The sequence below is a fragment of the Pseudomonas putida genome (genome assembly GCF_003228315.1).
Classification (GTDB): Bacteria; Pseudomonadota; Gammaproteobacteria; order Pseudomonadales; family Pseudomonadaceae; genus Aquipseudomonas; species Aquipseudomonas putida_S.
In genome coordinates this window covers 1,589,451-1,603,454 of sequence record NZ_CP029693.1, presented here as the reverse complement: position 1 = coordinate 1,603,454, position 14,004 = coordinate 1,589,451, and the positions used below count along the sequence as shown (strand labels likewise).

General features: G+C 61.7%; 10 protein-coding genes. 6 read left to right on the top strand and 4 right to left on the bottom strand.

The window, feature by feature from the left end; translation table 11 throughout:
• Window position 1 precedes the first annotated feature (1 nt).
• Window positions 2–1,336 carry an ATP-binding protein gene (locus tag DKY63_RS07170; RefSeq protein WP_110963463.1) on the bottom strand — a complete coding sequence of 445 codons (1,335 nt, stop codon included), beginning with the start codon at window positions 1,334–1,336 and terminating at the stop codon, window positions 2–4.
• Window positions 1,333–2,043, bottom strand: coding sequence for a response regulator (locus tag DKY63_RS07165; protein ID WP_110963462.1), 711 nt, complete (start codon window positions 2,041–2,043; stop codon window positions 1,333–1,335). Before DKY63_RS07165 ends, DKY63_RS07170 begins: the two co-directional genes overlap by 4 nt.
• Window positions 2,044–2,207: 164 nt before the next feature.
• On the opposite strand from DKY63_RS07165, the gene DKY63_RS07160 reads away from it, so the two are divergent.
• The 3 genes from DKY63_RS07160 to DKY63_RS07150 all read left to right on the top strand — a co-directional run bounded on the left by DKY63_RS07160 (window position 2,208) and on the right by DKY63_RS07150 (window position 5,572).
• Window positions 2,208–2,525: a hypothetical protein gene (locus tag DKY63_RS07160; protein WP_110963461.1), complete on the top strand. Its 318-nt coding sequence runs from the start codon at window positions 2,208–2,210 to the stop codon at window positions 2,523–2,525.
• A gap of 37 nt (window positions 2,526–2,562) precedes the next feature.
• A complete protein-coding gene (locus DKY63_RS07155; protein WP_110967870.1) occupies window positions 2,563–3,231 on the top strand; it encodes a DUF3313 domain-containing protein in 669 nt (222 codons plus the stop codon).
• Window positions 3,232–3,376: 145 nt separating this feature from the next.
• The gene (locus tag DKY63_RS07150; protein ID WP_110963460.1) at window positions 3,377–5,572 is read left to right on the top strand and encodes an OsmC domain/YcaO domain-containing protein; all 2,196 of its coding nucleotides are present in this window, start codon (window positions 3,377–3,379) and stop codon (window positions 5,570–5,572) included.
• Window positions 5,573–5,712: 140 nt separating this feature from the next.
• Here the strand turns inward: DKY63_RS07150 and DKY63_RS07145 are convergent, their stop codons facing one another.
• A complete protein-coding gene (locus DKY63_RS07145) occupies window positions 5,713–6,105 on the bottom strand; it encodes a response regulator transcription factor (RefSeq protein WP_110963459.1) in 393 nt (130 codons plus the stop codon).
• 224 nt (window positions 6,106–6,329) lie between these two features.
• Here DKY63_RS07145 and DKY63_RS07140 point away from each other — a divergent pair, with 224 nt between their 5' ends.
• The 3 genes from DKY63_RS07140 to DKY63_RS07130 all read left to right on the top strand — a co-directional run bounded on the left by DKY63_RS07140 (window position 6,330) and on the right by DKY63_RS07130 (window position 12,754).
• On the top strand, window positions 6,330–11,405 hold the full coding sequence (locus DKY63_RS07140) for a trifunctional serine/threonine-protein kinase/ATP-binding protein/sensor histidine kinase (RefSeq protein WP_110963458.1): 5,076 nt from the start codon (window positions 6,330–6,332) through the stop codon (window positions 11,403–11,405).
• A 165-nt stretch (window positions 11,406–11,570) separates the two neighbouring features.
• Entirely contained in the window at window positions 11,571–12,002 is a 432-nt protein-coding gene (locus tag DKY63_RS07135; RefSeq protein WP_343327508.1) for a lecithin retinol acyltransferase family protein, read from the top strand.
• Between the two features lie 107 nt (window positions 12,003–12,109).
• Window positions 12,110–12,754, top strand: a complete 645-nt coding sequence (locus tag DKY63_RS07130) for a response regulator transcription factor (RefSeq protein ID WP_110963456.1) — start codon at window positions 12,110–12,112, stop codon at window positions 12,752–12,754.
• Window positions 12,755–12,847: 93 nt separating this feature from the next.
• Here the strand turns inward: DKY63_RS07130 and DKY63_RS07125 are convergent, their stop codons facing one another.
• The gene (locus DKY63_RS07125) at window positions 12,848–13,798 is read right to left on the bottom strand and encodes an MBL fold metallo-hydrolase (RefSeq protein WP_110963455.1); all 951 of its coding nucleotides are present in this window, start codon (window positions 13,796–13,798) and stop codon (window positions 12,848–12,850) included.
• Between the last annotated feature and the right edge of the window lie 206 nt (window positions 13,799–14,004).

Sequence of the window (14,004 nt, the reverse complement as noted above, 5' to 3'; positions counted from 1 at the left end):
CTTATCGGTTGCGGGGTAACGCCACCCGCGCGAGCAATCCTCCGGTGCTGCGATTGCTCAAGGTCAGCTCACCACCCTGTTCGCGAACGATCGCCCGCGCGGCCGACAGTCCGAGCCCGACCCCACCGGTGTCGCGATTGCGCGAGGTCTCCAGGCGGAAGAACGGATCGAACACCCGTTGCAGCGCGTCTTCGGGAATGCCCGGCCCTTCGTCGCTGACCTCGATGTAGACCCAGTCTTCATCGAACTTGAGCGTGGTGCCCGGGCGTAGTCCGTACTTCACGGCGTTCTCCAGCAGGTTGACCACCACCCGCTTGATCCCCAGCGGGCGGCCGTCATACACCCAGTGCGCCGGGCCGGTGAAGGCGATGACGAGGTCCTGGTCGCGGAAGTCGTCGATGATGGTTTGCAGCAGTTCCGACAGGTCGAACGCCGTGGATGGCTCCAGGTGCGTGTCTTCGCGGAAGAACGCCAGGGCCGCGCTGATCATCGATTGCATCTCGTCGATGTCGCGAATCATTTTGCGCTGATGGTCCAGATCCTCCATGAACTCGCTGCGCAAGCGCATCCGCGTCAGGGGCGCGCGCAAGTCATGGGAGATGGAGGCGAGCATGTGCGTGCGTTCGCCAATGAAGTGCTGGATCTGCGCCTGCATGGTGTTGAAGGCGATGATCGCCTGGCGTATTTCGTGGGGGCCTTCGATGACGATGGGCGGGGCGCTCAGGTCGCCGCCGAAGCGCCGCGCGGCACTGGCGAAACGTTGCAGGGGATTGGCCAGTTGGCGCGTGGCGATCCAGGCAACCAGCAGGGTGGCGATCAGTCCCAGGGCGATGATCACGGCGATCCTTGTGCGGGTGTCCAGGCCCCAGCTGCGTTCGGGCGGGGTGAACGTCAACCAGCTGCCATCGACCAGGCGCACCAGCGCGACGTAACGCGCCTCGGGGCTGTCAGCCGGCCAATTGGAAGGGTTGAACACGTCGATCTCGCGCTCATCACCCAACAATTGATGCATGACCGGCACCTTGCCGGTTTCCACGGGCGCGCCCCCGGCCGGCAGGTTGAGGGTGCCGCGATCGGCGCTCCACGCCACATCGAGCATGGGGTTGCTGGCCGCGCCCGCCAATTGCCCTCGCAGCTGGGGCGGCGCCGCTTCGATCACCCGGGTGGCCGCGGCAATCTGCTCCAGCAGGCCGGTGCGCTCGATGGGCGGGCGGGCCCAGGTGCCGGCGACTTGCACGAACAGGGCATTGAGGGTCAGCGAGGCCACCATCGCGGCGACGATGGTCAGGGCAATCCGGCGCCGCAAGGTGTCGCGACGGAACAGGCGGCCGATCACGAGCGGGTGACCTTGGCGGTGAACATATAGCCTCCATTGCGCACGGTACGGATCAGGTCCGGGCGCTTGCTGTCGGGTTCGATTTTGCGTCGCAGGCGGCTGACCTGCACATCGATGCTGCGGTCGAAGGCGTCATGGCCCTGGCCGTGCGTGAGGTCGATCAGTTGCTCGCGGGTGAGGATGCGCTGGGGATGCTCGAGGAACACCACCAGCAGGTCGAACTCGCCACCGGACAGCGGAATCATCACGTTATCGGGTGAGCGCAATTCGCGGCAGGTGATATCCAGGTGCCAACCGGCGAAGCTGCTGACCGGCCGAGACGGTTCGCTAACGGGGCTTTTCTGTTCGCCGGCACGACGTTGCAGGGCGCGCACCCGGGCCAGCAGTTCCTGGGGGGCGAAGGGTTTGGTCAGGTAGTCGTCGGCGCCCAGTTCCAGGCCGACGATGCGATCGCTCAACTCGGCCATGGCGGTGAGCATGATGATCGGGATCCCGGTCTGCGCCCGTACTTTCTGGCACAGGCTCAGGCCGCTTTCGCCGGGCAGCATCACGTCGAGGATGATCGTGTCCGGGCGGTTCTGCGCAATCGCCGCCCACATGGCCTCGCCATGGGGCGCCACGTCCACCTCATAGGCATGCTGAACGAAGAACTTCTTCAGCAGGGACAGAATTTCCATATCGTCGTCGACGATCAGCAGTCTGCTCACGATTACCGCATCCCGGGTCGAAAAAAGAGCGCATCTAAAACCATTTCGCTGCCCCGGTCATTTATTTCAATCGAGCAACATTCCTTCGGCGCAGACATCAAGCGGACATCCTCAGGCAAAAACTCTCGGGCAACCTGCGGGCATTCCATTGCACGGAGGTATTCATGAAGGTATTGAACGGCAGCCAGAGCGCCGGGGGGCACACCACTGGCCGTCCCTTGATCCTGACCCAACGTACGGCATTGCCCGGGGGCGACAAGTCGATCCTGTTCCAGGAGACCTGCCTGGGGCTGGCCAGCGATCAGAGCCAGATCGTGATGCGCCGCTATTTCGAGCGCTACAGCCCGGAAGATTCCCATTGGGTGGAATACATCCACTCCATCCCGACCGCCGAATTCATCCACTGGATCATGACTCATGGCCAGTTGCGCATCGAGCATTCGGATGATGCCCCGCACACCCAGTTCCAAGCCCATGCCTGACGGTGCAGGCCGTCCCGCCCTACAAGGAATCACCATGATCACAAGCATTCGCTCGCTGTCGCTGTTGTTTGCGGCCACCCTGAGCCTGTCGGCCTGTAGCAGCAAGAAAGTCACCCCTGAAATGTATACCGGGTTTCTGTATGACTACAGTCTGCTGACGGAACGCCAGTCGCCCTCGGGCCAGACGGTTTTGAGCTGGGTCAGCCCTGCGGTCAAGCGCGGCCGCTACAGCAAGGTCTATCTGGCGCCTAGCCAGTTCTATCCGGGGCCGGAGCCGACCGAGCGGATTCCTCTGAGCACGTTGTCCGGCGTCACCGACTACTACGACGCCGCCCTGCGCGCCGAACTGAGCAAAATGCTGCCGCTGGTGACGAAACCGGACTCCGACACCTTGGTTGTCCGGCCGGCCATCACCCGGGTCGCGACCAGTACCCAGGGCCTGAAATTCTATGAATGGCTGCCGGTCACCCTGGTCGCCGCCGGTGTCAGCACCGCCACCGGCATCCGCGACCAGGACAGTGAAATCTTCACCGAAGTGTCCTTCGAGGACGGTGCCACCGGGGAAGTGGTGGCCGAGGTCGTACGCAAGGGCACCGGGTTGGCGCTGGACGACGACAAACAGGTCCTGACCCCGGATGACGTCAAGGTCGTGCTCGATGGCTGGGCCAGTGATCTGCGTGAGTCCTATACCGCGATCCGCAAGTAAGGCCCTATACGACCCTGCGCTGGCGCATCCTGCGCAGGGTATGTAGAACCGGTCAGCGGCCACCGGGGAAAAGCACAAGACTTGCCGCTCAAAAACCGGATAATGGCGGCCAATTTCGCTTAGCTCGCTATTCTGGTATTCCCCCATGGAAATCAAGGTCAACTTTCTCGACAACCTTCGACTTGAAGCCAAGTTCGATGACTTCACGGTGATCGCCGATCAGCCCATCCGCTACAAGGGCGATGGTTCGGCACCGGGTCCATTCGATTACTTCCTGGCTTCGTCGGCGTTGTGTGCCGCCTACTTCGTGAAGTTGTACTGCGAGACCCGCAACATCCCCACCGACAACATCCGCCTGTCGCAGAACAACATTGTCGATCCGGAAAACCGCTACAACCAGATCTTCAAGATCCAGGTCGAGCTGCCGGCCGACATCTCCGACAAGGACCGCCAAGGCATCTTGCGCTCCATCGACCGTTGCACGGTGAAGAAGGTGGTGCAGGCCGGCCCCGAGTTCGTGATCGAAGAGGTGGAGAACCTCGACGCTGACGCCCAGGCCTTGCTGATGCCGAACTCGACCTCCGATGGCGGCACCTACATCGTCGGCAAGGACCTGCCGCTGGAGCAGACCATCGCCAACATGTCAGGGATCCTGGCCGACCTTGGCATGAAGATCGAAATCGCCTCCTGGCGCAACATCGTGCCCAACGTGTGGTCGCTGCACATCCGCGATGCGCACTCGCCGATGTGCTTCACCAACGGCAAGGGCTCGACCAAGGAAAGCGCGCTGGCTTCGGCACTGGGCGAGTTCATCGAGCGGCTCAACTGCAACTTCTTCTACAACGACCAGTTCTGGGGCGAAGAGATCGCCAACGCGCCGTTCGTGCATTACCCCGATGAGCGCTGGTTCCAGCCCGGGCGCAAGGACGCATTGCCGGCGGAGATCCTCGACGAGTACTGCCTGAAGATCTACAACCGCGATGGCGAGCTGCGTGGCTCGCACCTGTTCGACACCAACTCCGGCAATGAGGAGCGCGGCATCGTCTCGCTGCCGTTCGTGCGTCAGTCCGACGGCGAGGTGGTGTATTTCCCGTCCAACCTGATCGAAAACCTGTACCTGAGCAACGGCATGAGCGCCGGCAACACCCTGGCTGAAGCCCAGGTGCAGTGCCTGTCGGAAATCTTCGAGCGTGCGGTGAAGCGCGAAATCATCGAAGGCGAGTTCGCGCTGCCGGACGTGCCGGCCGACGTGTTGGCGAAATACCCGGGGATTCTCGCCGGTATCCAGGGCCTGGAAGCCCAGGGCTTCCCGGTGCTGGTCAAGGATGCGTCGCTGGGCGGTGAGTTCCCGGTCATGTGCGTGACCTTGATGAACCCGCGCACCGGTGGTGTCTTCGCCTCGTTCGGCGCGCACCCGAGCTTCGAGGTGGCGCTGGAGCGCAGCCTGACCGAGCTGTTGCAGGGCCGCAGTTTCGAAGGCCTGAACGATCTGCCGCAGCCGACCTTCGAAGGTCATGCGGTCACCGAACCGAACAACTTCGTCGAGCATTTCATCGATTCCAGCGGTGTGGTGTCGTGGCGCTTCTTCAGTTCCAAGTCCGATTACGAGTTCGTCGAGTGGGACTTCACCAGCCAGGGCGAGGACTCCAATGCCGAGGAAGCCGCGACGCTGTTCGGCATCCTCAAGGACATGGGCAAGGAAGCGTACATGGCGGTGTACGAGCACATCGGTGCCACGGCCTGCCGCATCCTGGTGCCGGATTACTCTGAGATCTACCCGGTCGACGACCTGATCTGGGACAACACCAACAAGGCGCTGTTCTTCCGTGCTGACATCCTCAACCTGCATCGCCTGAGCGAAGACGAGTTGAAGGATCTGGTAGAGCGTCTGGTGGAAAGCGAGCTGGACGATTACACCGACATCACCACCCTGATCGGCATCGAGTTCGATGACAACACGGCCTGGGGCCAGTTGACGATCCTCGAATTGAAGGCGCTGATTTACCTCGCCCTGCAGCAATTCGAAGAGGCGAAAGAGGCGGTGGAAACCTTCCTGCAGTACAACGACAACACCGTCGAGCGCGGCTTGTTCTATCAAGCAGTGAATGCGGTGCTGGAGATGGAACTGGACGAAGATCTGGAGCTGGAAGACTACGAGGTCAACTTCCGCCGGATGTTCGGCAACGAACGGATGGACGCCGCGATCGGCTCGGTCAACAGCAGCGTACGCTTCTACGGCCTGACGCCGACCAGCATGAAACTCGAAGGCCTCGACCGCCACCTGCGCCTGATCGACAGCTACAAGAAACTGCACAGCGCGCGGGCCAACCTCAAGCGCTGACCGGCTCCATTTGTGGGAGCGAGCCTGCTCGCGATGGTCGTTAACGATGACGCTGGGTACCTGATTCCCCGCGGCGTCCTCAAGTCCATCGCGAGCAGGCTCGCTCCTACAGGTTTGTTGGCGGTCGTGCCGAATGGGTCTCAGTGGCGCTGTGTCAGCGCGGTTTCGATGCAGTTCAGCAGTTTGTCGGCATCGCAGGGTTTGGGCAGGCAGGCGATAAGTTCCGGGCGGTGCTCGTTCAGGGGCGGGGCGGCGGCGGGATAGGCGGTGATCAGTATCGTGGGGATGTGAATGCCTGATGCAATCAACTGTTCGAACATCTCTACGCCACTCATGCCCGGCATCTGGATATCTGACACCAGGCAATCGGTCTGGGTTGAAACGTTCGCCGCGAGAAACTCCAGCGCACTGCAGAAGGTTCGGGTTTTATAACCGCTGGAGCGCAACAGGCTTTCCAGGGCACCTCGAACCGAATCGTCATCATCCACAACTGCAATGTTCGGTGCAGTGCGCTGCTGAGTGTCTTGCATCATTGAATTTGCTCGTTACTGCGCCGTTGTCCTCACACGATACGCGGTCTTTGATGGGGGAAAATCATATCTAGGTATAGGTCGCTAAGATCTAAGTGTTGATGTAGACAAGCTCATTCAATGTCATCTTTGTCGATTGATCAGGCGGCGGGGGTCGCTGTTCCCTGTCCTGCTACAGTGTTGTGGCGCAACTGACTGGTTTCATTCCAATTCAGATGGATGACAGCATGCAGATACTTTGGGACGACGGCGAGCGTGTCTTCTGTCGGGAACTGCGCTCGGGTGCCGATGGCGAGAACTCGGTCCTGGTCACGCGACCTGCCGCCGAGCAGCCGCTTCCGGCCTGCCTTGGTCGTCTGGCCCACGAGTTTGCCCTCAGGGATGAACTCGAAGGTGGCTGGGCGGTTCGACCGCTGGAGATCGCGCGCGAGAACGGCCATGTGCAGCTTGTGCTCGAAGACCCGGGTGGCGAGCCATTGGTGCAACTGCTGACAGCGCCGATGCCGACAACGGTTTTTCTGCATCACGCCATCAACATCGCGATGGCGATCGGCAAACTCCATCAACGCGGCCTCGTCCACAAAGACATCAAGCCCAGCCATATCCTGGTGAACTGCACCGACGGCCAGGCCAGGCTCACCGGTTTCGGCCTCGCTTCACAATTGCCGCGCGAGCGCCAGGCGCCCGAGACAATCGCCGGCACGCTGGCCTACATGGCACCCGAGCAGACCGGCCGGATGAATCGCTCGATCGATTCGCGCAGTGACCTCTATTCCTTTGGCGTCACGCTGTACCAGATGTTGACCGCCACACTGCCGTTTACCGCTGCAGACCCCATCGAATGGGTGCATTGCCATATTGCGAAAATGCCGGTGCCGGCCAAATCAAGGGTCGAATCCATTCCCCAGGTGCTCTGCGACATTGTCGCCAAGCTGCTCGCCAAGACTGCCGAGGAGCGCTATCAGACAGCCGCCGGGGTTGAACATGACCTGCGCCGATGCCTGGCCGAATGGGAGCAGACCGGCCGGATCACGGCCTTTACCCTCAGCGAACACGGTGCCTGCGACCGGCTGTTGATTCCCGAAAAACTCTACGGCCGCGAGCGCGAGGTCGAGACGCTGGTGGCCGCGTTCGGCCGGATCATTGCCAGCAGCGCGCCGCAACTGGTGCTGGTCACCGGCTATTCCGGTATCGGCAAATCCTCGGTGGTCAATGAGCTGCACAAGGTGCTGGTCCCCCCGCGCGGGCTCTTCGCTTCCGGCAAGTTCGATCAATACAGCCGCGATATTCCCTATTCGACATTGGTGCAGGCATTCCAGAGCCTGGTCCGTACGCTGCTGGGCAAGAACGACACGGAACTGGCGGATTGGCGCGACGCCCTGCAGCACGCGCTGGAGCCCCATGCGCGGCTGATGACCGACCTGATTCCCGAACTGAAGCTGATCATCGGCGAACCGCCACCCGTTCCGGCGCTGGATCCACAACAGGCGCAACGCCGGTTCCTGCTGGTGCTACGGCGCTTCATCGGTGTATTCGCCCAGGCCGAACATCCGCTGGCACTGTTTCTCGACGACCTGCAATGGCTCGACGCAGCAACCCTCGACTTGCTGGAAGATCTGTTGACCAGCTCGGACACGCGGCACCTGATGCTGGTCGGCGCCTACCGCAGCAACGAGGTGGATGACGGGCACCCGCTGTCGGTGAAGATCCAGGCGATTCGCAAGGCGGACGGCAGGGTCGACGAAATCACCCTGGCGCCGCTGGCCAAGGCGCACATCGAGCAGTTGATCGCCGAGGCGCTCGATGACGAGATCGCGCGGGTGGAGCCGCTGGCACAGCTGGTACTGGACAAGACCGCCGGCAATCCGTTCTTCGTGATCCAGTTCCTGCAAGCCCTTGCCGAGGAGCAGTTGCTGACATTCGATCACCCTTTGGGTCGCTGGATCTGGGACACCGATCGCATCCATGCCAAGGGCTATACCGACAACATCGTGGACCTGATGGTCGGCAAACTGAGCCGCTTGCCGACCGATACCCAGCAAGCGCTGCAGCAATTGGCCTGTCTGGGAAACGTTGCCGGTATCAGCGCTCTGGCGACGGCGATGGAAGTACCCAAAGCGCAACTGCGCACGGTGCTGTGGGAGGCCATTCGCCAGGAACTCGTCGAGCGGCTGGACGGTGCCTATGCCTTTGTTCATGACCGTATCCATGAGGCCGCCTATTCGCTGATCCCCAGGGAAGAGCGGGCCCAGGCCCATTTGCGGATCGGCCGGTTGCTTGCAGCGCAGGCGCTCGCGCAAGGGCTGGAGGAGTCGATCTTTGAAATCGTTGGCCAGCTCAATCGTGGCGCCGCACTGCTCACCGAACAGAGCGAGCGGGAACAACTGGCCGAGTTCAACCTGATTGCCGGCCAGCGTGCCAAGGCTTCGTCTGCCTACGCCTCGGCGCTCAAGTACCTCACCACGGGTGCCCGGCTGTTGGGTGAGGGTAGCTGGACGCGTCGCAGTACCCTCAGTTTCGCGCTGGAACTGAACAGGGCCGAATGCGAATTCCTGACCGGACAGCTTGCCATCGCCGACGGGCGCCTGATTGCTCTGTCCCGGCGTGCCATGACCGTGATCGAGCGGGCCAGCGTTGCCTGCCTGCAAATGGACGTTCATCTGCTGCTGGATCGCAGCGATGCCGCCTGTGCGGTCTGTCTTGACTACTTGCGGCATGTGGGCATCGAGTGGTCGCCTCACCCCAGCGATGATGATGTGCGGCGCGAATATGAGCGCATCGGCGAATTGCTGGGGGACCGGGCCATCGAGGATCTGATCGACTTGCCGTTGATGGAGGACGCGACGTCCCTGGTGACCGTCAACGTGCTGGGCAAACTCTTTGCCCCTGCATTGCAGAGCGATGCGAACCTGTCAGACCTGTCGATCTGCAAGGCCATCAGCATGAGCCTGGAGTGGGGCAACTGCGATGCCTCCTGCGTGCTTTATGCCAATGCCTTCCGGGTGGCCGGTCGACGCTTCGGTGACCATGAGGTGGGGTTCCGCTTCGGGCAGTTGGGCTGCGACCTGGTCGAGCAACGCGGGCTGACACGGTTCGAGGCCAGCACCTATCTGTGTTTTTCGTGTTTTGCCGTGCGCTGGATGCGACCCGTGGCGCAATGCCGGGACCTGCTGCGCCGCTCGTTCGTGGCGGCCAACCGGATCGGCGACTTGCCCTATGGTGCCTATTCGGGCAACAACCTCACTGCCGATCTGCTGTTTGCCGGCGAGCCGTTGCCCGAGGTGCAGGGCGAGGCCGAGCAGGGCCTGGATTATGCGAAGAAAGTACGCTTCGGCCTGGTGACGGATTTCATCACCACGCAACTGCTGCAAATTCGCATGCTGCGCGGCCTGACGCCGACCTTCGGGCGCCTGGAGGACAGCGAGTTCAACGAAGCCGACACTGAAACTCATCTGGCCAGCACCCCGGATCTGGTACTGGCCGAGTGTCTGTACTGGGTGCGCAAACTGCAGGCGCGCTACATGGCCGGCGAGCCTGAAGCCGCCCTGCAGGCCGCGGGCAGGGCGCAGCAGTTGCTGTGGGTTTGCCAGTCGTTTTTCGAGGAGGCGGAATACTACTTCTATGACGCGCTGACCCGGGCGGCGTGCTGTGAGGGTGCTGCCCGCAGCAGGCATGCGGAGCATCTGGCCGCCATGGCGGTCGATCACCAGCAGTTGCAGGGCTGGGCGCAGCAGTGTCCGGAGAATTTTGCCAGCCGGGCCGCCCTGGTCGCGGCGGAAATCGCCCGTGTCGAAGGGCGCGTTGTGGAGGCCGAAGGGCTTTACGAGCACAGCATCCATCTGGCGCAGCAAAGCGGCTTCATCCACATCGAGGCGCTGGCCAACGAACTGGCGTCGCGCTTCTACGCGGCCCGGGGCCTGGGCAAGATCGCCCGGGTCTATCTGCAAGATGCCCGCTACGGCTATCTGCGCTGGGGGGCCGACGGCAAGGTGCGCCAGCTCGATGCGAAGTACCCCGCGCTGCGCACTGAGGAGCACGCGCTGGGTCCGACCACCACCATGGCCACGGCAGTCGAGCACCTGGATCTTGCCACCGTGCTCAAGGTCTCCCAGGCGGTGTCGGGCGAGATCGTGCTGGAAAAACTGATCGACATGGTCATGTTCACGGCGATCGAACAGGCTGGCGCGGAGCGTGGGCTGCTGATTCTGTCCGATGCTGGCGAGCACCGGATCGCGGCGCAGGTGACCACCGGCGATGACGCGACGCTGTTGCGCGAGATACCGGTCAGCACGCAACTGTTGCCGGAGTCGGTTCTTTATCATGTCTTGCGCACCCGCGAGAGCATCGTCCTGGACGATGCCATGGCCGAGGCGCCGTTTGCCACCGACCCTTACGTGCGCCAGCAACGCGCCCGCTCGATTCTCTGCCTGCCCTTGATGAACCAGGCCAAGCTGACAGGCGCGTTGTATCTGGAGAACAATCTGACCGCGCGGGTGTTCAGCCCAAGCCGAATCGCCGTGCTCAAGCTGGTGGCATCGCAAGCGGCGATCTCGCTTGAAAACGCGCGTTTGTACCGTGGGTATCGCGAGGTGCAGACCGAGTTGGCCCACGCCAATCGCGTCGCCACCATGGGGCAATTGGTGGCGTCTATCGCCCATGAGGTCAACCAGCCGATTGCCGCGGCCATCCTCAACGCCAATGCCGCCCAGCGTTGGCTGAATATCCAGCCACCGGAACTCGATGAAGTGCGTCAGGTGCTCGCTCGCCTGATCCAGGATGCCAACCGCGCAGCCGATGTGCTGGGGCGGATCCGTGGGCATATCCGCAAGGCGCCGCCGCAGAAAGGGCCGCTGGACATCAACGTTGCCATCGGCGAAATGATCGAATTCACCCGTGGCCAGATCATGAAGAATGGCGTGGTGTTGCAGACGCAACTCACTGATGGCTTGCAGCTCATCGTCGGTGACCGTGTGGAGCTGCAGCAGGTGCTGCTCAACCTGATCATGAATGCCCTTGAAGCCATGGGCGCGACGCCCGAGGGCGAGCGCCAGTTGCAGATCAGCGCGGTGCCGGGTGAGCAGGGCTACGTGTTGGTCAGCGTCAGCGATTCGGGGCCGGGTTTTGCCGCGGAGAACGTCGACCAGGTGTTCACGTCCTTCTACACCACCAAGCCCACCGGGCTGGGCATGGGCCTGTCGATCTGTCGCTCGATCATCGAGGCCCATGGTGGCCGTCTGTGGGCGAGTGCCCACCAGCCCTGTGGCGCCACTGTTCAATTCACCCTTCCGGTGCTGCAGGAGTGAACGCTTTTGGCGCGTTCAGTCCTCGGCAGCGACCCATTGGCGCCCGGCTTCATACTTTGGTTTAACGGGCGCATATCAATGGGTCTGACGAAGTAATCGCTTGTACAAATGTAGTGCCGCAACCCCGGCGATATAGTCATTTCAAGGGTTGCGGAGAACTTTATCGTGAAAAGCCTGATAGCCGATGTCGAACAGGCACTGCCTCAAATCCGGGCCGGTTCGCATCTGATCACATCGCGAAAATTCTACATTCACCATGGCATCTACCTGGGTGAAGGTCGGGTCGCCCACTACGCCGGGTACAGCGGTTCATTCACGCCGGGGCCCATCGAGGTGACCGATCTGGAACAGTTCGCCAATGGCAGACCCGTCTGGATTCTTGAAGCGCAGAGCGAGTACTCCAGTGAAGAAATCGTCCGTCGCGCGTACTCAAGAGTGGGTGAGCGCCATTACCGGATTTTCTCCAACAACTGCGAGCATTTCTGCAATTGGTGCACACGGGGGGAAAGTCGCAGTGCCCAGGTGGAATTGCTCCTGCATTCGCCCCGTGGTTTTTTCTCGATGATCTCGGCGCTGGAATCCAGCCTGATTGCGTGACGCCCGCAAGTTTTCCCAAACGAATAAAGCCGCTCGGAGGGGCATCCGGGCTGTGGGTGGCGTTGTGCTACACTTTTTTTCCACCATTCTCCCAGGGATTGCCGTGCATGAACGCTCCGCTCAGCGAGTCGCAAAACACTGCTTCCATTGTGTTCGTGGTGGATGACGATGCCTCCATCCGCGATGCGCTCAGCAACCTGTTGCGCTCTGCCGGCATGCGGGTCGAGACCTTCGCCTCGACTGCAGAATTTCTCCAGCATTCAAAGACCGATGGCGCCAGTTGCCTGGTCCTCGATGTGCGCCTGCAGGGCAGCAGCGGTCTGGATTTCCAGCGTCAGCTGGTGGATTCGAACATCAATATCCCGATCATTTTCATCACCGGCCACGGGGACATCGAAATGTCCGTCAAGGCAATGAAAGCCGGTGCCGTGGATTTTTTGGCCAAGCCCTTTCGCGAGCAGGATCTGCTGGACGCGGTGTCGGCCGCACTGCAGACCGACATGAAGCGCCGTGAACTGGAGCGCAAATCCTCGAACCTGCATGCCGACTACCAGTCGCTGACACCTCGTGAAAGGGAAGTGATGGCGCTGGCCGTGAAAGGCCTGATGAACAAGCAAATTGCCGGGCAGATGAACCTGAGCGAAATCACCATCAAGATCCACCGCTCCCATGCCATGAAAAAAATGCACGCCAAGTCCTTTGCCGATCTGGTGCGCATGGCCGAGGCGCTGGGGAACGGGCAGGGCGGTTGACCAAGGGCTGTACATTGTCCCGACAAATTTGCCCGCATCTGACAAACAAAACCGGCGTCTGAACAGGCGCCGGTTTTTTGTTTGCCGCAGCGGTCAGAAATCCCAGAACGCCGCCACCCAACGAAAGGCCTCGCCATCGACCGCCACCCGGCCCACCGAAGGGAAGGGCAGGTGCGTGGCGACAAACAGTTCTCCACTGGCCGCCGCTTCCTGCATCAGACGGACCCGCACCCGCACCGATTCCTCGGGGTCATGTTCGAAGCCGTTGTGCCAGTCCGGGTGTTCGAAGGCGACCGGGAACAGGGCGTCACCGGCAAAGGTCAACTTCTCGTCGCCCGATTGCACGTAGACCACGCTGTGGCCCGGGGTATGGCCGCCGGTCATTTTCGCCACCACACCCGGTGCCACTTCGTATTCGTCGTCGAAGGTGCGCAGCTTGCTGTGAAACTCCTTCATGAATGCGTTGGCGGTTGCCCGCAGCACATCCGGTACCGGTGCCGGCATTTCGGTGAAGGTGAAATCGGGCTCGGCCCAGAAGTCGACCTCGGTGGCCGCCACGTGGATGCGCACGTCAGGACTGAGGCTGTTTTTCACCTCGTCCACCAGCAGCCCGCCGATATGGTCCATGTGCATGTGGGTGATGACGATGTCGGTGACCGATGCCAGATCGATGCCGGCGGCTGCCAGGCGCTTGGGAAACTGCCCGGCCCGGGGAAAGCCGGGGAACTGATTGCCCAGGCCCGCGTCGACCAGGATGACCTGCTCGCCGCTGCGCACCACCAGCACGTTCAGCGCCCAGTCGAACGCGTCCGGCCCCAGGAACATCTCCTTGAACCACGCCTTGCGCTCCGCCGGGGCGGCATTGGTGGACATGGTCTCGGTCGGCAGCGGCAACACCCCATCGCTGATGACCATCACATCGATATCACCGACCCGCACCGCGTAGCGCGAAGGAATCTGGTATTCGAACGCCGGGTTGTGCGGGACCAGGACTGGCGTCTGCGAGGCTTTCTTTTGGGCGAAGTGGTTCAGGTACGTTGTCATGGTCACTCTCCTGATGGGGGGCAAGAGCCACACTTTCGACGTGAAAGCGACGGGTTCGCCCAGGAGGTGAGTGTGCGGGGACAGGCACTGCCATCGATATCATCCCCGGGTATAGCGCGAATGCACCTTAGTGTGATGGCACTAAGCACATCGTTTGCCCTCTCCCTGTAGGAGCGAGCCTGCTCGCGATGGTCGTCAACGATAAC

Excerpts from the sequence above, each read along its gene's own strand:
- DKY63_RS07150 (WP_110963460.1), top strand. The coding sequence starts at position 3,377 with ATGGAAATCAAGGTCAACTTTCTCGACAACCTTCGACTTGAAGCCAAG.
- DKY63_RS07125 (WP_110963455.1), bottom strand. The coding sequence starts at position 13,798 with ATGACAACGTACCTGAACCACTTCGCCCAAAAGAAAGCCTCGCAGACG.
- DKY63_RS07130 (WP_110963456.1), top strand. The coding sequence starts at position 12,110 with ATGAACGCTCCGCTCAGCGAGTCGCAAAACACTGCTTCCATTGTGTTC.
- DKY63_RS07160 (WP_110963461.1), top strand. The coding sequence starts at position 2,208 with ATGAAGGTATTGAACGGCAGCCAGAGCGCCGGGGGGCACACCACTGGC.
- DKY63_RS07145 (WP_110963459.1), bottom strand. The coding sequence starts at position 6,105 with ATGATGCAAGACACTCAGCAGCGCACTGCACCGAACATTGCAGTTGTG.
- DKY63_RS07140 (WP_110963458.1), top strand. The coding sequence starts at position 6,330 with ATGCAGATACTTTGGGACGACGGCGAGCGTGTCTTCTGTCGGGAACTG.